Origin of the sequence: Rhizobium nepotum 39/7 (assembly GCF_000949865.1) — a bacterium.
Taxonomy (GTDB): Bacteria; Pseudomonadota; Alphaproteobacteria; order Rhizobiales; family Rhizobiaceae; genus Agrobacterium; species Agrobacterium nepotum.
In genome coordinates this window covers 99,308-121,555 of the sequence record NZ_JWJH01000019.1, presented here as the reverse complement: position 1 = coordinate 121,555, position 22,248 = coordinate 99,308, and the positions used below count along the sequence as shown (strand labels likewise).

At 61.5% G+C, this 22,248-nt stretch carries 26 protein-coding genes and 1 tRNA gene; 14 read left to right on the top strand and 13 right to left on the bottom strand.

Annotated features, from left to right (window positions below; translation table 11 throughout):
• Positions 1–87: 87 nt before the first annotated feature.
• From RS75_RS19290 to RS75_RS19270, 5 genes are all read right to left on the bottom strand, one after another.
• Positions 88–702, bottom strand: coding sequence for an alpha/beta hydrolase (locus tag RS75_RS19290; RefSeq protein WP_045023459.1), 615 nt, complete (start codon positions 700–702; stop codon positions 88–90).
• Positions 703–933: 231 nt separating this feature from the next.
• Positions 934–1,878, bottom strand: coding sequence for a VOC family protein (locus RS75_RS19285; protein ID WP_045023636.1), 945 nt, complete (start codon positions 1,876–1,878; stop codon positions 934–936).
• A gap of 171 nt (positions 1,879–2,049) precedes the next feature.
• Positions 2,050–3,126, bottom strand: a complete 1,077-nt coding sequence (locus RS75_RS19280) for a siderophore-interacting protein (RefSeq protein WP_045023634.1) — start codon at positions 3,124–3,126, stop codon at positions 2,050–2,052.
• A 122-nt stretch (positions 3,127–3,248) separates the two neighbouring features.
• Positions 3,249–3,941, bottom strand: a complete 693-nt coding sequence (gene ung, locus RS75_RS19275; protein ID WP_045023457.1) for a uracil-DNA glycosylase — start codon at positions 3,939–3,941, stop codon at positions 3,249–3,251.
• Positions 3,942–3,955: 14 nt separating this feature from the next.
• Positions 3,956–4,351 carry a VOC family protein gene (locus tag RS75_RS19270; RefSeq protein ID WP_045023455.1) on the bottom strand — a complete coding sequence of 132 codons (396 nt, stop codon included), beginning with the start codon at positions 4,349–4,351 and terminating at the stop codon, positions 3,956–3,958.
• A 260-nt stretch (positions 4,352–4,611) separates the two neighbouring features.
• Here RS75_RS19270 and RS75_RS19265 point away from each other — a divergent pair, with 260 nt between their 5' ends.
• Positions 4,612–4,968, top strand: coding sequence for a YbaN family protein (locus RS75_RS19265; RefSeq protein ID WP_045023632.1), 357 nt, complete (start codon positions 4,612–4,614; stop codon positions 4,966–4,968).
• A gap of 12 nt (positions 4,969–4,980) precedes the next feature.
• On the opposite strand, the gene RS75_RS19260 is transcribed toward RS75_RS19265, so the two are convergent.
• From RS75_RS19260 to RS75_RS19250, 3 genes are read right to left on the bottom strand one after another with little or no spacing between them, the layout of a single operon-like run.
• The gene (locus tag RS75_RS19260) at positions 4,981–5,766 is read right to left on the bottom strand and encodes a heme ABC transporter ATP-binding protein (RefSeq protein ID WP_045023453.1); all 786 of its coding nucleotides are present in this window, start codon (positions 5,764–5,766) and stop codon (positions 4,981–4,983) included.
• On the bottom strand, positions 5,763–6,851 hold the full coding sequence (locus RS75_RS19255; protein ID WP_045023451.1) for a FecCD family ABC transporter permease: 1,089 nt from the start codon (positions 6,849–6,851) through the stop codon (positions 5,763–5,765). The genes RS75_RS19260 and RS75_RS19255 overlap by 4 nt, the downstream gene beginning before the upstream one ends.
• Positions 6,848–7,741: a heme/hemin ABC transporter substrate-binding protein gene (locus RS75_RS19250; protein ID WP_045023630.1), complete on the bottom strand. Its 894-nt coding sequence runs from the start codon at positions 7,739–7,741 to the stop codon at positions 6,848–6,850. Before RS75_RS19250 ends, RS75_RS19255 begins: the two co-directional genes overlap by 4 nt.
• A 185-nt stretch (positions 7,742–7,926) precedes the next feature.
• Here RS75_RS19250 and RS75_RS19245 point away from each other — a divergent pair, with 185 nt between their 5' ends.
• From RS75_RS19245 to RS75_RS19220, 6 genes are all read left to right on the top strand, one after another.
• Entirely contained in the window at positions 7,927–8,274 is a 348-nt protein-coding gene (locus RS75_RS19245) for an antibiotic biosynthesis monooxygenase family protein (protein WP_045017746.1), read from the top strand.
• 10 nt (positions 8,275–8,284) lie between these two features.
• Positions 8,285–8,806: a heme utilization cystosolic carrier protein HutX gene (gene hutX / locus RS75_RS19240; protein WP_045023449.1), complete on the top strand. Its 522-nt coding sequence runs from the start codon at positions 8,285–8,287 to the stop codon at positions 8,804–8,806.
• Positions 8,807–8,980: 174 nt separating this feature from the next.
• Complete coding sequence (locus RS75_RS19235) at positions 8,981–9,757, top strand: YbaY family lipoprotein (protein WP_045023629.1); 777 nt, start codon at positions 8,981–8,983, stop codon at positions 9,755–9,757.
• A gap of 205 nt (positions 9,758–9,962) precedes the next feature.
• Positions 9,963–10,847, top strand: coding sequence for a formyltetrahydrofolate deformylase (purU, locus tag RS75_RS19230; protein ID WP_045023447.1), 885 nt, complete (start codon positions 9,963–9,965; stop codon positions 10,845–10,847).
• 45 nt (positions 10,848–10,892) lie between these two features.
• Entirely contained in the window at positions 10,893–11,240 is a 348-nt protein-coding gene (locus RS75_RS25800) for a type II toxin-antitoxin system RelE/ParE family toxin (protein WP_084687091.1), read from the top strand.
• The gene (locus tag RS75_RS19220) at positions 11,194–11,499 is read left to right on the top strand and encodes an addiction module antidote protein (protein WP_045023443.1); all 306 of its coding nucleotides are present in this window, start codon (positions 11,194–11,196) and stop codon (positions 11,497–11,499) included. The genes RS75_RS25800 and RS75_RS19220 overlap by 47 nt, the downstream gene beginning before the upstream one ends.
• Before the next feature lie 12 nt (positions 11,500–11,511).
• On the opposite strand, the gene RS75_RS19215 is transcribed toward RS75_RS19220, so the two are convergent.
• Both RS75_RS19215 and RS75_RS19210 read right to left on the bottom strand, forming a co-directional pair.
• Complete coding sequence (locus tag RS75_RS19215) at positions 11,512–12,909, bottom strand: sensor histidine kinase (protein WP_045023442.1); 1,398 nt, start codon at positions 12,907–12,909, stop codon at positions 11,512–11,514.
• Complete coding sequence (locus tag RS75_RS19210; RefSeq protein WP_045023627.1) at positions 12,906–13,586, bottom strand: response regulator; 681 nt, start codon at positions 13,584–13,586, stop codon at positions 12,906–12,908. The genes RS75_RS19215 and RS75_RS19210 overlap by 4 nt, the downstream gene beginning before the upstream one ends.
• A gap of 69 nt (positions 13,587–13,655) precedes the next feature.
• Here RS75_RS19210 and RS75_RS19205 point away from each other — a divergent pair, with 69 nt between their 5' ends.
• The 6 genes from RS75_RS19205 to dps all read left to right on the top strand — a co-directional run bounded on the left by RS75_RS19205 (position 13,656) and on the right by dps (position 19,154).
• On the top strand, positions 13,656–14,735 hold the full coding sequence (locus RS75_RS19205; RefSeq protein WP_084687090.1) for an ABC transporter substrate-binding protein: 1,080 nt from the start codon (positions 13,656–13,658) through the stop codon (positions 14,733–14,735).
• 258 nt (positions 14,736–14,993) lie between these two features.
• The gene (locus RS75_RS19200) at positions 14,994–15,938 is read left to right on the top strand and encodes a Bug family tripartite tricarboxylate transporter substrate binding protein (RefSeq protein ID WP_045023441.1); all 945 of its coding nucleotides are present in this window, start codon (positions 14,994–14,996) and stop codon (positions 15,936–15,938) included.
• The gene (locus RS75_RS19195; protein ID WP_045023440.1) at positions 15,935–16,429 is read left to right on the top strand and encodes a tripartite tricarboxylate transporter TctB family protein; all 495 of its coding nucleotides are present in this window, start codon (positions 15,935–15,937) and stop codon (positions 16,427–16,429) included. Before RS75_RS19200 ends, RS75_RS19195 begins: the two co-directional genes overlap by 4 nt.
• A gap of 92 nt (positions 16,430–16,521) precedes the next feature.
• A complete protein-coding gene (locus RS75_RS19190; RefSeq protein ID WP_045023438.1) occupies positions 16,522–18,039 on the top strand; it encodes a tripartite tricarboxylate transporter permease in 1,518 nt (505 codons plus the stop codon).
• A gap of 130 nt (positions 18,040–18,169) precedes the next feature.
• Positions 18,170–18,430: a hypothetical protein gene (locus RS75_RS19185; RefSeq protein WP_045023437.1), complete on the top strand. Its 261-nt coding sequence runs from the start codon at positions 18,170–18,172 to the stop codon at positions 18,428–18,430.
• A gap of 235 nt (positions 18,431–18,665) precedes the next feature.
• On the top strand, positions 18,666–19,154 hold the full coding sequence (dps, locus tag RS75_RS19180; RefSeq protein ID WP_045023435.1) for a DNA starvation/stationary phase protection protein Dps: 489 nt from the start codon (positions 18,666–18,668) through the stop codon (positions 19,152–19,154).
• Between the two features lie 74 nt (positions 19,155–19,228).
• Here the strand turns inward: dps and RS75_RS19175 are convergent, their stop codons facing one another.
• Positions 19,229–19,450 carry a hypothetical protein gene (locus RS75_RS19175; protein ID WP_045023434.1) on the bottom strand — a complete coding sequence of 74 codons (222 nt, stop codon included), beginning with the start codon at positions 19,448–19,450 and terminating at the stop codon, positions 19,229–19,231.
• A gap of 377 nt (positions 19,451–19,827) precedes the next feature.
• On the opposite strand from RS75_RS19175, the gene RS75_RS19170 reads away from it, so the two are divergent.
• Positions 19,828–19,902, top strand: a tRNA-Gly gene (locus tag RS75_RS19170).
• A 156-nt stretch (positions 19,903–20,058) separates the two neighbouring features.
• Here RS75_RS19170 and RS75_RS19165 read toward each other — a convergent pair.
• Both RS75_RS19165 and RS75_RS19160 read right to left on the bottom strand, forming a co-directional pair.
• Entirely contained in the window at positions 20,059–20,892 is an 834-nt protein-coding gene (locus tag RS75_RS19165) for an aldo/keto reductase (protein ID WP_045023433.1), read from the bottom strand.
• Between the two features lie 67 nt (positions 20,893–20,959).
• Positions 20,960–22,141: an MFS transporter gene (locus RS75_RS19160; RefSeq protein WP_045023432.1), complete on the bottom strand. Its 1,182-nt coding sequence runs from the start codon at positions 22,139–22,141 to the stop codon at positions 20,960–20,962.
• Positions 22,142–22,248: the final 107 nt, after the last annotated feature.

Here is a 22,248-nt window from a genome sequence, read left to right as displayed (position 1 = left end):
TGGTGCAACCCTTTGCCAAAACCCTTACGTGGCAACGTAACGGTACCGCCTGACGTAGAAGGCCACACCGACAATCGCGCGCACGCCTTATTCCCCATAAGCCGCCAGAAAGCCCCTGACCGCATCGATCTCGTTCGAGCGGATTTCATGCCCGCCCGGATGCCACATGGTTTCCACCGTGCCGCCCTGCGCCATGAGGCTCTGCTCCAGCGCCTTGGTCAGCGGCACCGGGCAGATCGGATCACGCTCGCCCGCCGTGATCAGCACCCGGCGCGAGGATTTGGCCGCAGCCGCCTGCGGCTCGAACGGGATGAGCGGATGCATCAGCACGGCGGCGTCGAACAGATCGGGCTGCTCGATCAGCACATTGGCGAGAATATTCGCACCATTGGAAAAGCCGAGGCCGATAACCGGCCCGGCCTGATAATGCTCCCGGTTGGCTTTCACGAAATCCGCCATCTTGACCGTTGCCCGGTGGAGATCGACCATGTCGTAGACACCCTCACCGGTGCGCCGGAAAAACCGCGCCGCGCCATGTTCGGAGACATCGCCCTGTGGCGAGAGGACGGTGGCCTGCGGCAACAGCCGCGCACCAAAATCGAAGAATTGGTTCTCATCGCCGCCGGTGCCGTGCAGCACCACGAAGAGCGGCGCACCCGCAACGCCGGGGCGGGATTTGTGGAAATATGTGTCCTTGTTCATCGGATAATCCTTTCTGGAAGGAGAGGTTAAACGGCTTCCGCACGACTTCTTCAGCCAAGCGGAGTCCCATATGGAGCGAGCGAGCGCCGCTGGTTTCTTCTCCCCGCCGGGGAGAAGGTCGCGGCAGCGGGATGAGGGGGCTAGGCCAGAGATATGCTGAGAGGTTGCCCCCTCATCCGACCCTTCGGGCCACCTTCTCCCCGGACGGGGAGAAGAAGCCAGCGAGAACGGTTAAGCCGTTTTCTCGTCCCCAAGCGGCTCCAGCTGCTTTTCCAGCTGGGCGCGCAGATGCGCGTGCTGGGAAGGTAGTTTCAGCGCCTCGCCGAGATGGGCCGTATGCTCGTCGCGGTCAAAACCGGGCTCGTTGGTGGCCACTTCGAACAGCACACCGCCGGGTGTGCGAAAATAGATCGCCCAGAAATAATCGCGGTCGATCACCGGGGTTACCTGATAGCCGGTATCCATCAGCGCCTTGCGGACTTCGAGCTGCTTTTCACGGTTCTCGACCGCAAAGGCGATATGGTGCACCGAACCCGCGCCGAGGCGCGCGCCGGAGATATTCGGCATGGTCTCGATATCGATGACGTCAGCGCCATTGCCGCCGGCAATGCCGAGGCGCAGCACGCCGTCCTGACGATCCACTTCCTCATAACCCATGAATTTCAGAAGCTCGGCGGTCGCGCCTTCGTCGCGAAGACGCAAGGAAGCGCCCTGAAAGCCGTGGATCGCCTGATCCGCGCCAACGCCATTGCCAGTCCATTGCGCGCGGGCGTCATCCTTGACCTCGACCAGCGCGAAACCATCGCCATCAGGCCCGGCGAAGTGCAGGCGCCTGTTGCCGAATGCCTCGTCGGTCTTCAGACCATCAACGCCCGCCTTGGAGAGGCGGTCCTGCCAGTAGGCGAGCGAGCCTTCCGGGACTGAAAACAGCGTGGCGCCCACCTCGCCGGTGCCGGGACGGCCACGGGCGATATGCGGGAACGGAAAATAGGTCATGACGGAGCCGGGCGTACCGGCCTCATCGCCATAATAAAGATGATAGACATCAGGCGCGTCGAAATTGACGGTCGTCTTCACCCGGCGCAGGCCGAGCGTATCGGTGAAAAACCCATTATTCTGGCGCGCGCTGGCGGCCATGGACGTGACGTGGTGCAGGCCCTTGATCTGGTTCAGCATGATAAACCCCTTTTCGCCTTGGCGGCCCATTGATCGGGCCAGCCGTGTTCATGGCGTGAAGATGGGGTAAGAGGCGGAAAAGGCATAGACCAGACAAGCGGAACGGATTGTTCCCAAATGGTGAACGATAAAATTTACTGTTCACTTGCCTGCCCAAAAACAGTCTGGACCTCAATGATCGTCGGCGAGACCCATCGTCCAGTAACCGACCGCACGCAGCGACGCTTTCGGGAAAGCGATTTCGTCGGTGAGGAAGGATTTCGCCGCCCTCGCTTCGGTCTTCTCGCAGGCGACGAAAACATGCAGGCCCTCGTGGTTGTCGCTCCAGGCGTGGCCGCGCAGCGCCTGTTCGATGAGGCCAGCGGTGCCGGCGGGCTTGCCGCGACGATAAAGCCATGTCCATTCGACATCGGCGGCGCAGGCGATTTCCTGCCGTTCCGCCTCGTCGTCGATTTCGGCATAGACGCTGAGCTTCTTGCCAACAGGCATTTCCGCCGCCATGCGCAACATCACCGGCAGCGCCGTCTCGTCGCCGGCAAAGACATAACGCTCCGCTTCCGGGCAGACGCCGCTGGCGCCGATGATGCCGAGGACGTCACCCGGTTTTGCCGTGGCTCCGAAATTTGCGCCCGGCATGCGATCGCCCTCATGCATGACGAAATCGATATCTACCTCACCGCGACCCACATCGCCGGAACGGATGGTATAAACGCGCCGCGTCAGGAGATCCTCGTCCGCCGGCCAGACGATGGCGCCGGTGGGCGCAAGGTAAGGCCAGACCGGCGCGCGGGCCTGATCCGGCACCAGCAACAGGCGAACATGCATGCCGCTGGTGAGCAGTCTTTCGATACCACTTTCGACGGAAACCACGAGGCGGCGCATATGCGGCGTCAGATTATAGGCGCGGGCAACCCTGCCGACGAAGAGATTGGGCAATTCGCGCTGGTGAGCCCCGTGGCCGCTCCAGCGGAAATCCAGCCCCGTCTCACCGGAAAACTCGACGATATGCTCGGCCACCATGGCCTTGACCGACATCAAAATGTGTTCGGTCGTACAGCTTACCCGGGCGGCAAACCGGCCGCCTTCGGCGCTGAAGCTGCCATGGCCGTATTCCGTCTTGAAACGCACCGTTGGCCCCTCGCGCTCCATCTCCATGTGCTCGGAAAAATGATCTTCGAATGCGTCGACAATCAACAACGGATCGGGCAGCGAGACGGAGGTTTCAGCAGACAGGAGAGACACGGGTATAAATCCTTCACTTTGTAGTCGAGTATTCTTAAACCGGACACGACTGCGCTGTAAAGGTGTTTGCTGCACTCCCCGTCATTCCGGCTCAAGGCCGGAATGACGGAGTGGGCTGGCAAGGCTGCTTAAGCGGTTTCAGGCAATTGCCAGTCGATCGGCTCGCGGCCATGCGAGGCGAGAAAGGCATTTGCCTTGGAAAAATGACCATTGCCGAAAAAGCCGTTATGGGCGGAAAGCGGCGAAGGGTGCGGCGAGCGCAGCACCAGATGTTTTTTCTGATCCACGAAGGCCGCCTTCTTCTGGGCGTAGGAACCCCAGAGCAGGAACACCACATGGTCGCATTCGTCATTGACGACGCGAATGACGGCATCGGTGAATTTTTCCCAGCCCTGCCCCTGATGCGAGGCGGCGCGCGACTGTTCCACCGTCAGCACGCTGTTGAGCAGCAGCACGCCCTGCTTCGCCCAGCTTTCCAGAAAGCCGTGATTGACGGGGCGGATGCCGAGATCGGCCTGCAATTCCTTGTAGATATTGACGAGCGAAGGCGGGATACGCACGCCGGGCTGCACCGAAAAGCACAGCCCATGTGCCTGGCCAAGCCCATGATAAGGATCCTGCCCCAGAATGACGACCTTGACCTTGTCGAGCGGGGTCAGATCCAGCGCCCGGAAATATTCGGCGCCCTTGGGAAAGATGTGCTTGCCGGCGGTTTTTTCGGCAAGCAGGAAATCTTTCAGCTTCTGCATGTAGGGGCTGGCGAATTCGGTGGAAAGAACGCGTTTCCAGCTATCTTCGAGTTTGACGCCTGCCTCTGCCATGATGTGCCTCTTTGTTACTTGAACCGGTTGCCGCGCTGCAGCACTTCGATCTTGTAGCCATCAGGATCGCAGATAAAGAAATATTTCGCGAAAGGCTGACCCTTGTGTTCAGATTCGATGATCTTTCCCGGAGACAGGCCAAGCTCGATGAGGCGCTGATGCTCCGCATCCACATCGGCAACGCTGACGGCGAGATGGCCGTAGCCGTCGCCCAGTGCATAGGGCACTTCGCGACCCCGGTTGACGGTCAGTTCCAGCTCGAAATCGCCTTCGGCATTGCTGAGATAGATCAGCGTGAAGTTTTCGAACTCGACGCGTTCAGCAATCTCCAGTCCTAGAACCTGCGTGTAAAATTCCACCGAACGCTTTTCTTCCAGCACCCGGACCATCGAGTGGATCAGCTTGGCCATGGTGTTTTCCTTCTGCTTCTTGTCTCGTCGTAACCCGGTTTTGCTCCGGACATTGCGGACCAAGGGGATAAAGACAGAGTGCCGCGCTTTCAACCCTAAAGACGGATTTAGGACCGGGGGAAACCACCCGATCACGGCAAATGTGATGGCGCAAGGAGCGGCGGGTTGCCCGTAAATCCGGGATTTCCGGTGAAACCAGCGGACAGTTTTCGCCCCGCCGCTCTATCATGAGTAGAGAACTCATGATACCGGCATATCCCATGCGCCTTCTATACCTCTGTCTTGGCTGGCTTATGGTCGCGACCGGCATCGTCGGCGCGTTTCTTCCCGTTTTGCCCACCACGCCGTTTCTGCTCCTGGCGCTCTGGTGCTTTTCCCGCTCCTCCCCGAAACTGGAGGCATGGCTTCTGGCGCACCCCAGATTCGGCCCTTCGCTTCGGCAGTGGCGCGAACGCGGCGCAATCGCCCGCAAGGCGAAGATCGCTGCGCTCTCGGCCATGTGTGTGAGTTACGCCGCCTTCTGGTTTCTGAGCGAACCGCCGGCTCTGCGCGCGGCAATCGTCGCCGCCGTCATGCTCGGTTCGGCGCTGTTCATCGTCACCCGGCCGGAAAGCTGAAACCGGCCGGTCTCAGCGATGCCTCGACTGCGGCAGCACATAAGGAATGTGCCGCGCCGGCAGCCGTCCGACGACGCCGCCAATGCCATAAACCCTTGCGATCGTCTCATCGCTGATCGTCTCAAGCGATGGCCCGCTCGCCGTTACCCGGCCGCCATGCATGACGATAAGTTGATCGGCAAATTCTGCCGCAAGATTGAGATCGTGCAGGATGGCAAGCACCAGACCGCCGCCTGCCGCAAAATCGCGCGCCGTTTCCAGCACCGCGATCTGGTGGCCGATATCGAGACTGGCCGTCGGCTCGTCAAGAAACAGCGCCCGCACCTCGCCGTTTTCCACCGGATGCGGCACCTGCGCCAGCGCACGGGCAAACTGCACCCGTTGCTGCTCGCCACCCGACAGCATGTTGTAGGAACGCTGCTCGAACCCGCGAAGCCCGGCCCTCGCAAGCGCCCGGCGGGCCTGCTCTTCCGGCGCGCGCGATCCTTGCGCAACTGCGCCCATGCGCACGATTTCAAGCGCGGTGAAAGGAAAGGCAAGCTGGGTATTCTGCGGCAGCACGGCCCTGATGCGGGCAAGCTGAACCGGCGTGAAAAGCGGCAGGGCGACATCATTATAGGTCACCGAACCGCCCTCCTCGGCGCGCATCTCCCCCGAAAGCACCTTCATCAGCGTGGATTTTCCGGCACCGTTCGGGCCGATGATCACATTGACCTTGCCGGGCTTCAGATCGACGCTGACCGCATCGAGCAGGCGGCGGCCGGAGCGGATGAGGGTGAGGTTTTCAGCCCGGATCATGGCATATTCCGCAGGGAAAAGCCGCCACGACCGAGCAGCAGGAACAGAAAGACCGGCGCGCCGATCAGCGCCGTGACAACGCCGATGGGCAATTCCGCCGGGGAAGCGACCGTGCGGGCGAAACTGTCGGCAAACAGCAGAAGCGCTGCACCGCCGAGCGCTGAGGCCGGCAGCAGGAACCGGTGCGACGGCCCGATGGCGAGCCGCAGCAGATGCGGCACGACGATGCCGACAAAACCGATGGAACCGGCAGCCGCCACGCTTGCCCCGCAGGCGGCGGCAACGGCCAGAATGACGACCCGTTTCAGCCGCTGCACGGGAATGCCCATGTGGAAAGCGGCGGCATCGCCAAGGATCAGCGCATCCAGCCCCCTTGCGACGAAGGGTATGATGGCGAGCACGACCACGATGAAAGGCAAGGTGGCAAGCACCTTGGCGGGCGTCGCCCCACCGAGGGAGCCGAGAGACCAGAAGGTGATATCGCGAAGCGCCCTGTCGTCGGCCATGAAGATCATCAGGCCGGTCAGCGCGCCGCTGATCGCCGCAACCGCGATGCCAGCGAGAATGAGTGTGGTGGTGGAGGTCGCGCCATCCCTTGTGGCGATGACGTAAAGCAGCCAGGTGTTCAAAAGCCCGCCGAAAAACGCCATAACCGGCAGAAAATGCGGACCGAAAAACACGGCGACCGTGGCCAGCGCGCCCTCTCCGAGAGAAATGGCGGCGACGGCGAAAAGTGCAGCACCTGAGGTGACACCGACAATGCCGGGATCGGCCAGCGGATTGCGGAAAAGGCCCTGCATCATGGCGCCCGAGACGCCAAGCCCCGCGCCGATCAATATGCCGAGCGCCGTGCGCGGCAGGCGCACCGCTTCGAGAATGACTTTGTCGCGCGCGCCAAGTTGATCCGCGCCGCCGGTGAGATAGGCCCAGAGTTCGGACATGCCGACGCCCGTGGGTCCGCTGACAAGCGACACACCACAGGCGAAAAGCAGGATGCCGACGAGCACCAAGAGAGTGACGGCCCCTTGGCGTGATCTGTCGCCCGGAGCGTTGCCCTCAGTGGAACTCAAGGCGGCAAGGCTCACGGCTTCACCACGTCAGGGTAAAGCTTGATCGCCAGATCGCGGCCGGCAGCCGGGGTACGTGGGCCAAAACCGATGAGATAAAGTCCGTCCATGCTGATCAGCGCCTTGTTTGCGGCAGCCGGTGTGGACTGGAAAGCGGGCAGCGCAAAAATCTCGTTCGCCTTGCCCGCATGATCGCCGCGATCCATGGTCAGCACCACATCGGGTGCTGCCGCGATGACCGCTTCGTCGCTCAACGGCTTGTAACCGCTGATCTCCTGCGCAGCATTGATGCCGCCGGCCATTTCGATGATCGCCGCAGCTTCGGTGTCCTTGCCCGCCGCCATGATGCGGCCGCCGGCGCTTGACAGCACGAAGAGCACACGCTTCCTGTCCTTTTCCGGCACGGCAGAGACATCCCTGGCAAGCGCATCAAGCCCCGCTTTGGTTTCCGCAGCCAATGTCTTGGCCTTGTCTGAAAGACCGACTGCCGCGCCGACATCCTCGATTTTCTGCGGGATGGCGTCGCCGCTCGGCGGCGTATCGACGGTGACGAAAGGAACAGCGCTTGCTTTCAGAATGGCGATGACATCCGCCGGACCGGAGCCGTCCTCAGACAGAATGAGATCGGGCTGCTGCGACAGGATGCCTTCCGACGAGAGCGCCCGCATATAGCCGATATCCGGCTTGGAAAGCGCATCCGCAGGATAGCTGCTGGTGCTGTCGCGCGCCACGATGCGGTCTTTCGCGCCCAGCGCATAAAGGATTTCCGTCACCGTTCCGCCCACCGCGACGATGCGTTTCGCTTCCGGATTGCCCATGTCCGAGGCTCGCGCACCGGGCGCGGCAAGGACGATCGCGACAGGCACGAGGGCGGCGAAAACGAACGGGCGAAGGCGAAAATTCAACATGGCGCTATCCTGAAACACAAGCTGGCGCGGGTTTGCCACGCCGAATAACTTGAGTTATTTGCACATGTTTATAAAAGGCGCAATCGATAAGTGGAGTAAAATTGTTCGCTTTATCGCCTGCCTCTTTCCAACCATGCTTCGGCTGGATATCCTGACTGCAACTGTAAACTTAAAGGGAGACTTCCATGTTTATCGCAATGAACCGTTTTCGCGTCGTTCCGGGTTATGAAGAAACCTTCGAATCCATCTGGCGCGAGCGCAAATCGCACTTGAGCGAATTGCCGGGCTATATCGAATTCCACATGCTGAAAGGCCCGAAGGCGGATGACCACACGCTTTACGCCTCGCACACCGTCTGGGCCACCAAGGAAGATTTCCTGAGCTGGACGAAGTCCGAACAGTTCCGCGCCGCCCATGCCAGAGCCGGTGATAACCGCGGCAAGGTGGAATATCTCTCCGGCCCGCATTTCGAAGGTTTCGACGTCATCATCCACGAAGACAAGAACGGCGAACGCCGCTCGATTGCCGCCTGAGGTCTGCCCCATGAGCATTGCAGCCCAAAAAACCGATGACCGGCAGGCCCGCGCCGTGGCCGCCCTTGCCGAAAAGCCTGACGGTATCGTCGAAGCCATTGCCGCCAAGGCCGAGGTGACGCCTGCCGAAATCCTGGCGATCCTGCCCGAAGGCGCCGCAATCTCTGCTTCCGCCGACCGGTTCGGCGATATCTGGAACGAGATCCGCGGCTGGGGTGAAATCCTCATGATCGTGCAAACGCAGGACATCGTGCTGGAAGTACCGGGCGACCTGTCGGAAGGCAGCGAAAGCCACGGCTGGTTCAACGTTCACGGCGACAGCCCCATCGGCGGTCACATCAAGAAGGACAATTGCACCGCAATCACCTTTGTCGATCGCGGCTTCCACGGTCGCCGCTCCTGTTCCGTCTGGTTCATGAATGCAGCCGGCAGCGCCATGTTCAAGATTTTCGTCCGCCGCGACGAAAACAAGGAACTGCGTGGCGATCAGCTGGCGAAGTTCGAAGCGCTGCGGGACAGTTTCCGCGGCTGAGTGAATGGGAGACCGCCGCTGCCGGGAGATTGCTTCCGGCGGCGGTTTCCCTCTCTTACCTACCCCCGGATGCCTCCGCCTGCACCAGCCGCCAAAAATCCGGTTCATCGCCCGTTCAGTGCCGGTTTCTATCATCCGCCGAAATTCGATCGGGATCAGCACGGAGCAAGCACCATGAACGACCGCCAGCCTCTTCTTTCGCGCCGGAATTTCGCCGGGCTTGTCGCGCTTGCGCCGCTTTTTGTGGCGGGTGGCGCTGCGGCCGCACCGGCAAGCCTGCGCGGCAGCGTCTCCTATCGCGAGCGCATCGCCATGCCGCCGGGCGCGACCGTGACGGTGCGCCTGATCGATGTTTCGCTGGCGGATGCGCCGTCGCAGACGATTGCCGAAACCACCATCCGCCCGCGTGGGCAGGTGCCTGTGCCCTTCGTTCTGCGTTATGACGACCGCGATATCCGCGCCCGCCGCTCCTATGCGCTGAGCGCGGAAATCCGCGACGGCGACCGGCTGCTCTTCACCACCACTCGCCGTTATTCCGTTTTGGCTGGCGGACGTGACGATACCGACCTCGTGCTGGAGCGCGTGGCGGCGGGTCCGGGCAGGCCGGAACCGGAAGCCGGTCTCGACGGCCGCTGGCTAGTGCAGGAAATTCGCGGCGAACGGGTTCGCGGCCGCCGTGAAGCCACGCTGGAAATTTCCCGCGAGGGCCGCGTTTCCGGCAATGCCGGCTGCAACGGCATCGGCGGCGAGGTGAAGATCAGCCGTAACCGCGTCGATTTCGGCCGGATGATTTCCACCCAGATGGCCTGTGCGCCCGATATCATGCGCCGGGAACGGCAGTTCATCGAAGCGCTGGAAGGCGCCCGTTCCTTCCGGCTGGAGCCGCGCCGCGGCACGCTGGAACTGATCGACGGCCGTGGCCGCCCGGCCATGCGCCTGCGCCGCGCCTGAGGCCGGTAACGACCCCACTGTGACACCTGCCGCCGCCGTGCTGGCCGTGGAACATTCCATGTCGCTTCCGGCACGGCGCGGGGCCTTTTCCCACCTTAAGACTTTGGCTGCGTTCGTCTTGGCGCTTTGCTCCGCCACGGAGCTGCGCTATGGAACGCGCCAACTGCGCCGGTTCATCCGGCTGCGAAGTCTTTGAGGGAAAACGATGACATCCTATGTTCTGACAGTAGCCTGCAAATCGACCCGCGGCATCGTCGCCGCGATTTCCGGTTATCTGGCGGAAAAAGGCTGCAACATCGTCGACAGTTCCCAGTTCGACGACCTCGAGACCGGCAAGTTCTTCATGCGCGTCTCCTTCATCTCCGAAGAGGGCGCGACGATGCAGGCCATCACCGAGGGCTTCCAGCCGGTGGCAGAAAAATTCGGCATGGAAACAAGCATCTATAGCGACGGCCAGCGCATGAAGACGCTTCTGATGGTGTCGCGCTTCGGCCATTGCCTCAACGACCTGCTCTACCGCTGGAAGATCGGAGCGCTGCCTATCGATATCGTCGGCGTCGTCTCCAACCACTTCGAATATCAGAAAGTGGTGGTCAACCACGACATCCCCTTCCACCACATCAAGGTGACAAAGGAGAACAAGCCGAAGGCCGAAGGGCAGCTGATGGATCTCATCGAGACGAGTGGCACGGAACTGGTGGTGCTGGCGCGTTACATGCAGGTGCTGTCCGACGACATGTGCCGCAAGATGTCGGGAAAGATCATCAATATCCATCATTCCTTCCTGCCGTCCTTCAAGGGCGCCAACCCCTACAAGCAGGCCTATGATCGCGGCGTGAAGCTGATCGGCGCAACCGCGCATTACGTCACCGGCGATCTCGATGAAGGCCCGATCATCGAGCAGGACACCGTGCGCGTCACCCACGCGCAATCGGCCGAGGACTACGTCTCTCTCGGCCGCGACGTGGAAAGCCAGGTGCTGGCCCGTGCCATCCATGCCCATATCCACCACCGCACCTTCATCAACGGCAACCGCACCGTGGTCTTCCCGCCAAGCCCGGGCAGCTATGCCTCCGAGCGGATGGGGTGACGGGTCCGTCATTGACGAAACGACAACCATAGTTTACATTCTGCCATGTTCACGATCCGGGAAACAATCGAGTTTGCCGATTGGCTGGCGGGTCTGCGCGATGTGCAGACGCGTGCCCGCATCGCACGACGTATTTACCGGCTCGCGGATGGAAATCCCGGTGATGTGAAGCCGGTCGGCGAAGGCGTCAGCGAGCTCAAGATCGATCTTGGACCCGGATATCGGGTCTATTTCGTCCGGCACGGCGGTGTCGTCATCATATTGCTTTGTGGTGGCGACAAGGCGTCTCAGGCACGCGATATCGCCAAAGCCAAGAAACTGGCCAGGGCGCTCAAGGAGTCATATCATGCCACTTGTGACACGCGATTACGATGCGGCCCGCTACCTCGATAGTAACGAAGCGCTTGCGGCTTACATCGCGGACGCCACCGAGAGCGGCGACGCACAGGAACTTGCGCATGCCCTGGGCGTCGTGGCACGCGCCAAGGGCATGACCGACCTTTCAAGACAAACCGGCCTTCCGCGCCAGACTTTATACAAGGCACTGAGCGGCGAAGGAAATCCGGAACTGGCGACAATTGCCAAGGTGGCCGATGCACTTGGCTACAGGCTTGCTCTTGTTGCAAAATCGCAGGCCGAGACGGCCGCCTGATTCGACGGCAAGCTACCCCGCCGCCTTTTCCGCGATGGCAAACACCACCCGCGCCCTCAGCCCGCGTCCGCCCGCGCCGTCTTCCAGCGTGAGCCGTCCGCCGAACAGGCCCGCTATCTCCTCGACGATGGCAAGGCCGAGGCCTGCACCGGGGGCGGCGTTGGTTTCGCCGCGCGCGAAGCGCTGGCGCACCATCGCGCGTTTGTCGGTGGGGATGCCGGGGCCGTTATCCTCCACTTCGAGCCAGGCGGTGCCCGCTTCCGCGCCGACGCGCACGGTGACTTCCGCCCCGCGCCCGGCATAGTTGACGGCATTGCCGACGAGGTTGCCGATCAGCTCGCCGATCAGAAGCGGTTCAGCGAGAATGGTGGCCTCACCTTCGCCTTCGAAACCGAGGTCGATGCCGGCGTCTGCCGCACGCGGCACGAAGTCGGCGGTCACGTTCTGCGCCACCGCCACAAGATCGATTGCGGAAAAATCGTGTTTTTCGCTTGAACCGGCCGCATCGATATTGGCCATGCGCAGCAGCTGGGCGAGAATATGTTCGGCGTGCGCCACCGAGGTGCCGCCCTTCAGCGCCGCCGCCTGCGCCTCCTCAAGACTTGCGGCGCGGGCGGAAAGCGCAAGCTGGGTGCTGATGATGGCAAGCGGCGTGCGCAATTGATGGCTGGCATTGCCGGTGAAATGCCGGAGCGCATCAAGCGCCGATTGCAGCCGCACCATGAAGGAATTGACCGTTTCCACCAGGTTTTCCACCTCAACCGGCACGGATTGCCGGATCGGATGCAGGTCGTTGGGGCTACGCTCGGCAATGGCTTCGCTGAGCCGGTAAAGCGGCCGCAGCGAAATCGTCACCGCGATCCAGACGATGATCGCCGCGCCCAAGATCATCAGCAGCAGCCGCAGCGCCGAGCGCAGGATGATGGCCTGCGCCAGCTGGCTGCGCGCTATCGTCGTTTCAGCCACCGTGACGGAAAAGGGAACGGAATTGATGCCGGTCGAGGCAAAACGCCGGATGGCGGCGATGCGGATCGGCTCGTCGCGAAACACCGCATCGCGATAGGCAGGCGTATCACCGGCCGGGTTCTCCACCGTCGGCAGGTTCTGGTAGCCGGTGAGGAATTGCCCATTCGGCCCGTCGACGCGGTAAAACACCCGGTCCTGCGCGGCCGACGTCAGCATTTCCAGCGCGACATAGGGAATGTCGACCTCCAGCGAGCCGTCTTCCGCCACCACCACCCGCTCGGCGATGGCAAGCGCCGAACCGGACAGCACCCGGTCGGAGACGACATTGGCGGTATTGACCGCCTCGCGCCAGGTATCGGTCAGCGCAACGCAGCCGATGATGGCGGTGGAGATGAGAAGCCAGCCGAGCAGCCGTCGCCGCAGCGAATAGGCGGCCTGTCTCATTCAGCCATCTCCGGCAGCTTTTCCAGATAATAACCGATGCCGCGCGCCGTCTTCACCGTCAGCCCGTGGGGGCCGAGCCGCTTGCGCAACCGGCTGACATATTGCTCGATGGCGTTGCCCGAAATCTCGTCGTCGAAACCGGTCAGCGATTGCACGATCGCCTCCTTGGCGACGACCTTGCCCGCCCGCATGAACAGCACCTCAAGCAGCGCCACCTCACGGGCCGGAATATCGAGCGGGCGGCCATCTGCCGAAAAGGTGCGCGATGTCAGATCGAACAGGACCTTGCCGAAACTGAGCGCAGACGAGCGCAGGCCGGCATTGCGGCGCAGCAGCACCCGCACCCGCGCCTCGAATTCGGTGATGTCGAAAGGCTTGATCATGTAGTCGTCGGCGCCGAGATCCAGTCCCTTGACCTTTTCCTCCGGCGTGCCGCGCGCCGTCAGGATCAGCACCGCCGCCTTGTCCTGCCGCGAACGCATGGAGCGCAGCACCTCGATGCCATCCATTTCCGGCAGGTTGAGATCGAGTATCACGAGATCGAAATTTTCCGCCGCAATCGCCGCATCGGCGGAAGCGCCGTCGGAAACCACGTCCACCGCGTAACCGCTGCCGCGCAGAAGTGCGCACAGCCCTTCCGACAGCACCTGATTGTCCTCGACCAGCAAAATCCGCAATTCTTCCTCCCGCAACATTGCCGAGCTTATCCAAGCCCTTGGCGCTTGTGAATGGCAAGCGCGTGCGGCATGATCTTTTCCATGCGTATCGCCGTTTTTCTCTGTCTCTGTCTTTGCATGGCCTCACCGGCGCTTGCACAAGTCGCCGTTTTTCCGGCCCCATCAGGCAAGGCGGATGCGGAAACACTGGTGGTCTATTCCTCGCTGGACGAACCGCTAGCGACGCCGATGATCGAGGGTTTCCAGAAGGCCAATCCCGATATCACCGTTCACTACGAGGATATGCTGACCGGCGAAATCTACGACCGCATCGTCAAGGAAACCGACGCCGGCAAAAAGACCGCCGATTTCGCCTTTTCCTCCGCCATGGATTTGCAGGTGAAACTGAGCAATGACGGTTACGCCCAGCGCTCCGACCTTGCCATGAGCGCCCGCTGGCCGGCCTGGGCGAACTGGCGCAACACCGCCTATGCGCTAACCTTCGAGCCTGCGGTTTTCGTCTATCACAAGCCAAGCTTCACCACCGAAACACCGCCCGCCACCCGCGCCGAATTCGTCGACTACCTCGAACGCCATGCGAAAGAGGTACACGGCCGCATCGCCACCTATGATATCGAGCGTTCCGGCGTCGGCTTCCTGTTCATGTCGCGGGATCAGGAGCAGTTCGGCGATATATGGAGCGTCATCAAGGCCATGGGTGCGGCGGGCGTGAAGGTCTATTCCACCTCCTCGGCCATTCTGGAGCGCGTCTCCGACGGACGCTTCGTGCTGGGCTACAATATTCTCGGCTCCTATGCCGCCGACTGGGCCTCGCGCCACCCGGATGTCGGCATCGTTCTGCCCAAGGACTATACCGTGGTCATGTCGCGCATCGGACTGGTGCCGGAAGCCGCCGCCAACCCGGCGCTTGGCCGCCGTTACCTCGAATTCTTCATGTCCAAGGAGGGCCAGACGATCATGGCCCGGCAATTGCAGATCCCGGCCGTCAGCCCGGAAGTGGCGGGCGAAAACACCGCCAACACCATGCAGGCCATCCACGGCGCACAGTTGCGCCCCGTTCCCGTCAGCCCCGGCCTGATGGTCTATCTGGATCAGGTCAAGCGCAGCCGCCTGATCGAACGCTGGAACGAGGCGTTGCGCTCGCAATAACGCCAATACTGGACGCCCGACACAAATTAATAGAGAGTAAATGCGCAAGGACTTGCGCAGCGTCAGTTAGATGACAGCTTTTTATGATGCTCTGCAATCCTTCTTCATTCCGTGGAGGCGGAAGAAGATGCGGGAGGAAATCCAGGACGATCACCAAGGCCACGCGCTGTCTTCAGCGCCGGAAAAGATGCGTCCTGCAAGCCCCCCGCATAAACGAAAAACGACGCCCAGAAGGGCATCCTGAGGAGGGTTTTCTAAGTGAAACATTTTCTTATCGGCACATTTCTGGCGGGCGTGATCGCTCTTCCGGCGGTTGCAGCGGATTACACCATCATCGCGCCGGCCAATCCCGGCGGCGGCTGGGACCAGACCGCGCGTTCGTTGCAGACCGTGCTGCAGGAAGAAGGCATTTCCAAGAGCGTTCAGGTGCAGAACGTACCGGGCGCCGGCGGCACCATCGGCCTTGCGCAGTTCGCCAGCCAGCAGAAGGGCAACCCGAACGCCCTCATCGTCGGCGGTTACGTGATGGTCGGCGCGATCCTCACCAACAAGGCGCCCGTTACCCTCAACGAAGTAACGCCGATTGCCCGCCTGACCGGCGAATATGAGGCGATCGTCGTTCCGGCATCCTCGCCGCTGAAAACCATCGGCGACCTCGTTGACCAGCTCAAGAAGGACCCGGGCAGCGTTTCCTGGGGCGGCGGCTCGGCCGGCGGCACCGACCATATCGCTGTTGGCCTGATCGCCAAGGCGGCCGGCGTCGATCCGACCAAGATCAACTACATCGCCTATTCCGGCGGCGGCGAAGCGCTTGCCTCGATCCTCGGCTCGCAGGTCACGGCCGGCATTTCGAGCTACGGCGAATTCGAAAGCCAGGTCAAGGCGGGCACGCTACGCCTGCTGGCCGTTTCCAGCGAAGAAAAGCTGGAAGGCATCGACGCGCCGACGCTGAAGGAAAGCGGCCTTGATGTCGTCGTCCAGAACTGGCGCATGGTCGCCGCTCCTCCCGGCCTGACGCCGGAACAGGAAAAGGCCGTCAGCGCCGACATCGAGAAGCTGGCGAAATCCGCCAAGTGGCAGGAAACCCTGAAGACCAAGAGCTGGATGGACACCTATCTTTCCGGTGACGAGTTCAAGGCGCAACTTGCCAAGGACACCGCCGCTACCGAAACGATCCTCAAAGACATCGGGCTGGTAAAATGAGCCAGGGTTCCAACCCTTCACAACATCAAAAGCGCCGCCCTGACTGGGCGGCGCTGGCGATTGCCGTCTTCCTCGTCCTCATTGCCTGCGTGATCTTCTGGGACAGCGCCCGTCTGGCCAGCGTCACCGGTTATTCGCCGGTCGGTCCGGCGACGGTGCCTTATGCCATCGGCTTCTGTCTTGTCGGCCTGGCGCTCTGGACCGCTGTCGAAGCGTGGCGCGGCGATTTTCCCGAACGCGACAGGCAGGAAATCGCCCCGGTCATTTGGGTCGTAGCCGGCCTTGCCGCGCAGATGCTGCTGCTCAAGACAGCCGGTTTTTCCATTGCCACCGGCCTGCTTTTTGCCTTTACGGCGCGCGCCTTCGGCAAACGCAAGCTCTGGTATTCGATCCCCATCGGCATCGTTCTGAGCTTCGCCATCTGGATCATCTTCGCGCGGCTGCTGCAGCTTTCGCTGCCCGCCGGGCCTCTGGAACGGCTGTTTTTCTAACAGCCATTCCGACCAAAATTCGAGATCACAGAACCGCCGGCACGCGATGACGCCCACGCCAGCCGTTCCGCCCGACAGGGGGAAATCTGTCCATGAGTACCTTTGAATTCCTGCTGCACGGTCTTGAGGTTGCCGCCCAACCCATGAACCTGCTCTATGCGCTGATCGGCGTCACACTCGGCACGGCCGTCGGCGTTCTGCCCGGCATCGGGCCGGCGCTCACCGTGGCGCTGCTTCTGCCCGTCACCTACAGGCTCGATCCCGCCGGCTCGCTCATCATGTTCGCCGGCATCTATTATGGCGGCATGTATGGCGGATCGACCACCTCGATCCTGCTCAATACGCCGGGCGAAAGCGCCTCTATCGTCACCGCGCTCGAGGGCAACAAGATGGCCCGTGCGGGCCGCGGCGGCCCGGCATTGGCCACCGCCGCCATCGGTTCCTTCGTCGCCGGTCTCATCGCCACCATCGCACTTGCCTTTGTTGCACCCTTTATCGTCAAGCTGGCGCTGGTTTTCGGCCCGCGCGAATATTTCGCGCTGATGGTGCTCGCCTTCGTCACCGTGTCCTCCGCTTTCGGGGATTCGGCGCTGCGCGGCCTCACCTCGCTGTTCATCGGCTTTGCCCTTGCCATCGTCGGCATCGACCAGCTGACCGGCCAGACCCGCATGAGCTTCGGTGTTCCCGACCTGCTCGATGGCGTGGAAGTGACCACGCTTGCCGTCGCCATGTTCGCTATCGGCGAAACCCTGTTCATTGTCGCGCAAGGCCAGAGCGGCGACGAGAAGGTCGAAGCCGTCAAGGGGTCGGTCTGGATGAGTGCGCAGGACTGGGCGCGCTCCTGGAAACCGTGGCTGCGCGGCACATTGATCGGCTTCCCCATCGGCGCCATGCCTGCCGGCGGTGCTGAAATCGGCACCTTCCTTTCCTATGCCACCGAAAAGCGGCTCAGCAAGCACCCGGAAGAATTCGGCCACGGCGCAATCGAAGGCGTAGCCGGTCCGGAAGCCGCCAATAACGCATCCGCTGCCGGTACGCTCGTGCCGCTCTTGACGCTCGGCCTGCCGACGACGGCGACCGCTGCCATCATGCTCGCAGGCTTCCAGCAGTTCGGCCTTCAGCCCGGCCCGCTGCTGTTCGCCACCAATCCGCAGCTCGTCTGGGGCCTGATCGCCAGCCTGTTCATCGCCAATCTGATGCTGCTGGTGCTCAACCTGCCGCTCGTCGGCCTTTGGGTAAAGCTGCTGACCATTCCGAAACCCTGGCTCTATGCGGGTATCCTGCTGTTCGCGACGCTCGGCACCATCGGCGCCAACCCGTCCGTGTTCGAACTCGGCATGCTGCTCGCCTTCGGCATCCTCGGCTATATCATGCGCATCTTCGGTTATCCGATCGCGCCTGCCGTGGTCGGCCTCATCCTCGGCCCGCTTGCGGAACAGCAGCTTCGCCGCGCACTCGCCATCGGCCAGGGCGACCCGACGGTGCTGCTCACCTCCCCCATCGCCGTCGGCCTGTTTCTCGTCGCAGCGGCCGCCTTCATCGTACCCCTCATCATGCGTATCCGCGGCCGTGGCGAAGTGCTGTCGCAGTTGGCCGCCAACGAGGACTGACACACCACAGCCTCCAAAGGCGACTGGCCCCGTATCCTCGGATGCGGGGCTTTTTTTATTCAACCGCAAAGTGGCGTTATGGCGCAGGCGCTGCCATGATATAATTCCGGTTCAAACGCAGGAGAAAGACATGCGCAAGATCGCGATCATGATGGTTATGGCCCTCGCCGGCTGCACCACCGCCGCACCGGATGTGGAGCCCATTCCCGGCAGCATCACCTACGGCGGACAGCCCCGCACCAAATTGACCAAGTCCCCCATCGGCAGCACGCTCAGCAACGAATTCGTCATGGGCGACGGCCGGCTTGCGATTGAAACCTACCGTGTGCAGCCGGATCGGTCGCTGAAACTGGAAAGACGCCAAATCGTAGGCGACTGGCCGCCAGATTGAGGCAAAGAAGGACGTTGATGCAAACAGCTGCAACTGACTGCCCTTTCCGTCATACCGGCCTTAGGCCGCCCATTATCTCACCAGCCGGCACATCTGCCTGTTTTACGAATGACATGATGATTGCGCAGAATTTTCATCACCACTGTCCCTAGCGTGGAACAGGGCGCGAGGCCCGGGCGTTAAACGACGGACTTTTTCCCAAGCGGCATTCCGTCCGCAACTTCAGGAGACATCGATGAAGACGCACAAGACGAAGAACGACCTGCCTTCCAACGCCAAGTCGACGGTGATCGGCATTCTGAACGAGACGCTGGCTTCGGTGATCGATCTTGCGCTGGCAACCAAGCAGGCGCACTGGAACCTGAAGGGCCCGCAATTCATCGCTGTCCACGAACTTCTCGACGGCTTCCGCACCCAGCTCGATGATCACGGCGATACCATTGCCGAACGTGTCGTGCAGCTTGGCGGCACGGCGCTCGGCAGCCTGCAATCCGTCTCCTCGACGACGAAGCTCAAGGCCTATCCGACCGATATCTACAAAATCCACGATCATCTCGACGCGTTGATCGAACGTTATGGCGACGTGGCGAACATGATACGCAAGGCGATCGACGATTCCGACGAGGCCGGCGACCCGACGACGGCGGATATCTTCACCGCCGCCTCACGCGATCTCGACAAGGCGCTGTGGTTCCTCGAAGCACATGTTCAGGAAAAGAGCTGAGCCGGAACGGGCTCAACTCACCGCCAAACGACAAAGCGCCCGGACGAACCGGGCGCTTTTATTTTATTCAGCCATCAATGCCGCCGTAGAACGGCAAGCCCGATGTCCCGCAGCATCTCGTGATCGAGAATGCCGCGCTGGGCGCTGCGGATGAGAACCGCGGCGCACTCATTGGCGACATGGCTGCTGCGATCTTGAAGGCACTCGAAACATACGCCGTCGAAAATATTCTGCAGATCGGCGATCTGCTGGGGCGACAATTGCGCGCCGACTCTTTCAAAAGCTGCATACGACAAGGCTCATCCTCCCGATGATGACATGCCAAGTATCGTTTCTTTTTTTCGTGGGCATTAAATTTGTACACCCGAACGAATCACTTGTCGAATCAGATTTTAACCAAATGTAAACAGGTAATTTTCTGGTCTCCCGGCCGGCTGTGATCCCTTTGGGATGGAAATAAAGGTCAGCCGAAACAATGCCTTCGTTCGGCATGCCTCTGCCTTGGGCCACATCGCCCCGGCCGCTTCGCATAAAGCCACGGGGCCAAACCGATTTCCACCGAAACCGCAAAAGAAACTGTTGCATTCCAAAATCGATTGAGCGATATAGCACCCGTCGCCGCACTTCAGGTGACCCGCGGTCCAGCGAACTACCCCGGACCAGCGGTTTTTGAGCGGGTGTAGCTCAGGGGTAGAGCACAACCTTGCCAAGGTTGGGGTCGAGGGTTCAAATCCCTTCGCCCGCTCCAGTTTCCCGGATCAGACAGATAAATTTGTGGCCGCGGCTTTTCACAAAAGATTACCTTCGCAAAATTTGACGCGCTCTCCCATCTCGGAATGCGCTGTGGCGCTCCCGCAAAAACACAAAACCGGGAGAGATTTACCCCTCCCGGCTATCTTTATTATCAGGCGGCCTCGTCCCACACGGGTGCGAGCCCATCCGGCGAGACGATGCGGCCATCCGGCCTGGCAAGACCACGGATTGCCGCCATTTCATCGGCCGACAGGGTGAAATCGAAGATCGCGATATTCTCATCGATGCGGGCTTCGCTGACTGTTTTCGAAAGCGCCACCACGCCCTGCTGCTGCACCAGCCAGCGCAACACCACCTGCGCCACCGACTTGCCGCAGCTTGCGGCGATATCCTTCAGGACAGGATCGGCAAAGACCTTGCCGTCAGCCATGCCGTAATAACCCGTGACCGACATGCCGGCAGCCTTCGCCGCCGCAACGACCGGGTCTTGGTCGATATAGGGATGATATTCGATCTGGTTGGTGACGATCGGCGCGTGTGACAGACTGACCGCCTCGGCCATCAGCGCCGTGTTGAAGTTGGAAACGCCGATATGGCGAACCTTGCCGGCCTGTTGGACCTCGTTCAGCGCACCGATCTGCTCGGCAAGCGTCACGGCCTCATTCGGCCAGTGCAAAAGCAGGAGATCGACATAATCGGTCTTCAGCTTCGCGAGACTGTCATCGACGGACGCAAGAAACGCATCGTGCCTGTAGTTCTCCACCCAGACCTTGGTGGTCAGGAAGATATCGCCACGCGCCACGTCGGAACTGGCGATGGCCTCGCCCACTTCGGCCTCGTTGCCGTAAATCTGCGCGGTATCGATATGGCGAAAACCGGCTTTCAGCGCATGCGGAACGATCCGCAGAACATCGAGACCGGGAATACGGAATGTGCCGAAGCCGAGCGCCGGGATCGAAGCACCGTTCGCGGTTACATCAAACATATATTTTATCCTTCGTGGGTTGCCCGGCCAGCCTTGCTGGCATTGGCCGGGATTTTATATGGAAAGCTCAGGCGGTTTTCAGCGTGAGCGCGGCGCGGCGGTCGAGCGCGCTGCTCCAGAGGGTGAGCATAAGGGCAATAGTGACGAGGATCGCGCCGACCCAAGGGGTTGCGGCAAGGCCCATGGGCGATTCCACCACCACACCGCCGAGCCACGCGCCGATGGCGATGCCGAGATTGAAGGCGGCGATATTGAGCGCCGAGGCGACATCGACAGCGCCGGGGCGGTGTTCCTTGGCCAGTTGCACGACGTAAAGCTGCAGACCGGGAACATTGGCGAAGGAGAGGAAACCGAGCGCCACCAGCGTGATCAGCGTCAGAACCGGCGAAACGGCGGTGAAGGAAAAGACCAAGAGCACGATGGCCTGCGCCAGAAAAAGGCCGACCAACGCCTTGACCGGGTTATGGTTGGCGATCTTGCCGCCACCGATATTACCGGCGGCGATGGCGATGCCGTAGAGCACAAGGATCAGGCCGACGCTGGATTCAGAGAAGCCGGTGACGTCCTGAAGGATCGGCGCCAGAAAGGTAAAGGCGACGAAGGTGCCGCCGTAGCCGAGCGCGGTCATGGCGAAGACGAGGAGCAGCCGGCCGGAACCCAGCACGCGGAGCTGATCGAGAAGGCTTGCGGGCGGTGCTTTCTTCAGCGTTCCCGGCAACAGGGCCGCAATGCCGGCAAAGGCAACGACGCCGAGAGCCGCAACCGCCCAGAAGGTGGCGCGCCAGCCGAAGATCTGCCCGATATAGGTGCCGATCGGCACGCCGGTGACGATGGCGACGGTCAGGCCCATGAACATCATGGCGATGGCCGAGCCACGGCGATTTTCCGGCACGAGATCGGCGGCGATGGTGGAGCCAACGGAGAAGAAGACGCCATGGGCGAAGGCGGTAAGCACCCGCGCCACCAGAAGCGCCTCATAGCTCGGCGACACGGCAGCGACGGCATTGCCGACGGTGAACAGCGCCATCAGACCGAGCAGCAGCGGCTTTCTCTCGATCTTGCCGGTCAGCGCGGTCAGGATCGGCGCGCCGAAAGTGACACCCAACGCATAGACGCTGACGATGAGGCCGGCAAGCGGCAGGGTGATATGGAGATCGTTGGCGACCGTCGGCAGAAGGCCAACGATGACGAACTCCGTGGTCCCGATCGCGTAAGCCGCGATCGTCAAGGCAAATATGGCCAATGGCATGATGAATACCTCTTCGCCCGGAGCGGGATCGCGGGCGTTCTGGGCAGCAGGCGCTGCCCGGTTGGATCAAATGTATGAACGCAATATGGGCGAAGGGGACTTGCATG

Excerpts from the sequence above, each read along its gene's own strand:
- purU (WP_045023447.1), top strand. The coding sequence starts at position 9,963 with ATGACATCCTATGTTCTGACAGTAGCCTGCAAATCGACCCGCGGCATC.
- RS75_RS19235 (WP_045023629.1), top strand. The coding sequence starts at position 8,981 with ATGAACGACCGCCAGCCTCTTCTTTCGCGCCGGAATTTCGCCGGGCTT.
- RS75_RS19190 (WP_045023438.1), top strand. The coding sequence starts at position 16,522 with ATGAGTACCTTTGAATTCCTGCTGCACGGTCTTGAGGTTGCCGCCCAA.
- RS75_RS19160 (WP_045023432.1), bottom strand. The coding sequence starts at position 22,141 with ATGCCATTGGCCATATTTGCCTTGACGATCGCGGCTTACGCGATCGGG.
- RS75_RS25800 (WP_084687091.1), top strand. The coding sequence starts at position 10,893 with ATGTTCACGATCCGGGAAACAATCGAGTTTGCCGATTGGCTGGCGGGT.
- RS75_RS19220 (WP_045023443.1), top strand. The coding sequence starts at position 11,194 with ATGCCACTTGTGACACGCGATTACGATGCGGCCCGCTACCTCGATAGT.
- RS75_RS19250 (WP_045023630.1), bottom strand. The coding sequence starts at position 7,741 with ATGTTGAATTTTCGCCTTCGCCCGTTCGTTTTCGCCGCCCTCGTGCCT.
- hutX (WP_045023449.1), top strand. The coding sequence starts at position 8,285 with ATGAGCATTGCAGCCCAAAAAACCGATGACCGGCAGGCCCGCGCCGTG.
- ung (WP_045023457.1), bottom strand. The coding sequence starts at position 3,941 with ATGGCAGAGGCAGGCGTCAAACTCGAAGATAGCTGGAAACGCGTTCTT.
- RS75_RS19270 (WP_045023455.1), bottom strand. The coding sequence starts at position 4,351 with ATGGCCAAGCTGATCCACTCGATGGTCCGGGTGCTGGAAGAAAAGCGT.
- RS75_RS19245 (WP_045017746.1), top strand. The coding sequence starts at position 7,927 with ATGTTTATCGCAATGAACCGTTTTCGCGTCGTTCCGGGTTATGAAGAA.
- RS75_RS19205 (WP_084687090.1), top strand. The coding sequence starts at position 13,656 with ATGATCTTTTCCATGCGTATCGCCGTTTTTCTCTGTCTCTGTCTTTGC.
- RS75_RS19290 (WP_045023459.1), bottom strand. The coding sequence starts at position 702 with ATGAACAAGGACACATATTTCCACAAATCCCGCCCCGGCGTTGCGGGT.
- RS75_RS19260 (WP_045023453.1), bottom strand. The coding sequence starts at position 5,766 with ATGATCCGGGCTGAAAACCTCACCCTCATCCGCTCCGGCCGCCGCCTG.
- RS75_RS19285 (WP_045023636.1), bottom strand. The coding sequence starts at position 1,878 with ATGCTGAACCAGATCAAGGGCCTGCACCACGTCACGTCCATGGCCGCC.
- RS75_RS19165 (WP_045023433.1), bottom strand. The coding sequence starts at position 20,892 with ATGTTTGATGTAACCGCGAACGGTGCTTCGATCCCGGCGCTCGGCTTC.
- dps (WP_045023435.1), top strand. The coding sequence starts at position 18,666 with ATGAAGACGCACAAGACGAAGAACGACCTGCCTTCCAACGCCAAGTCG.
- RS75_RS19195 (WP_045023440.1), top strand. The coding sequence starts at position 15,935 with ATGAGCCAGGGTTCCAACCCTTCACAACATCAAAAGCGCCGCCCTGAC.
- RS75_RS19215 (WP_045023442.1), bottom strand. The coding sequence starts at position 12,909 with ATGAGACAGGCCGCCTATTCGCTGCGGCGACGGCTGCTCGGCTGGCTT.
- RS75_RS19185 (WP_045023437.1), top strand. The coding sequence starts at position 18,170 with ATGCGCAAGATCGCGATCATGATGGTTATGGCCCTCGCCGGCTGCACC.
- RS75_RS19265 (WP_045023632.1), top strand. The coding sequence starts at position 4,612 with ATGCGCCTTCTATACCTCTGTCTTGGCTGGCTTATGGTCGCGACCGGC.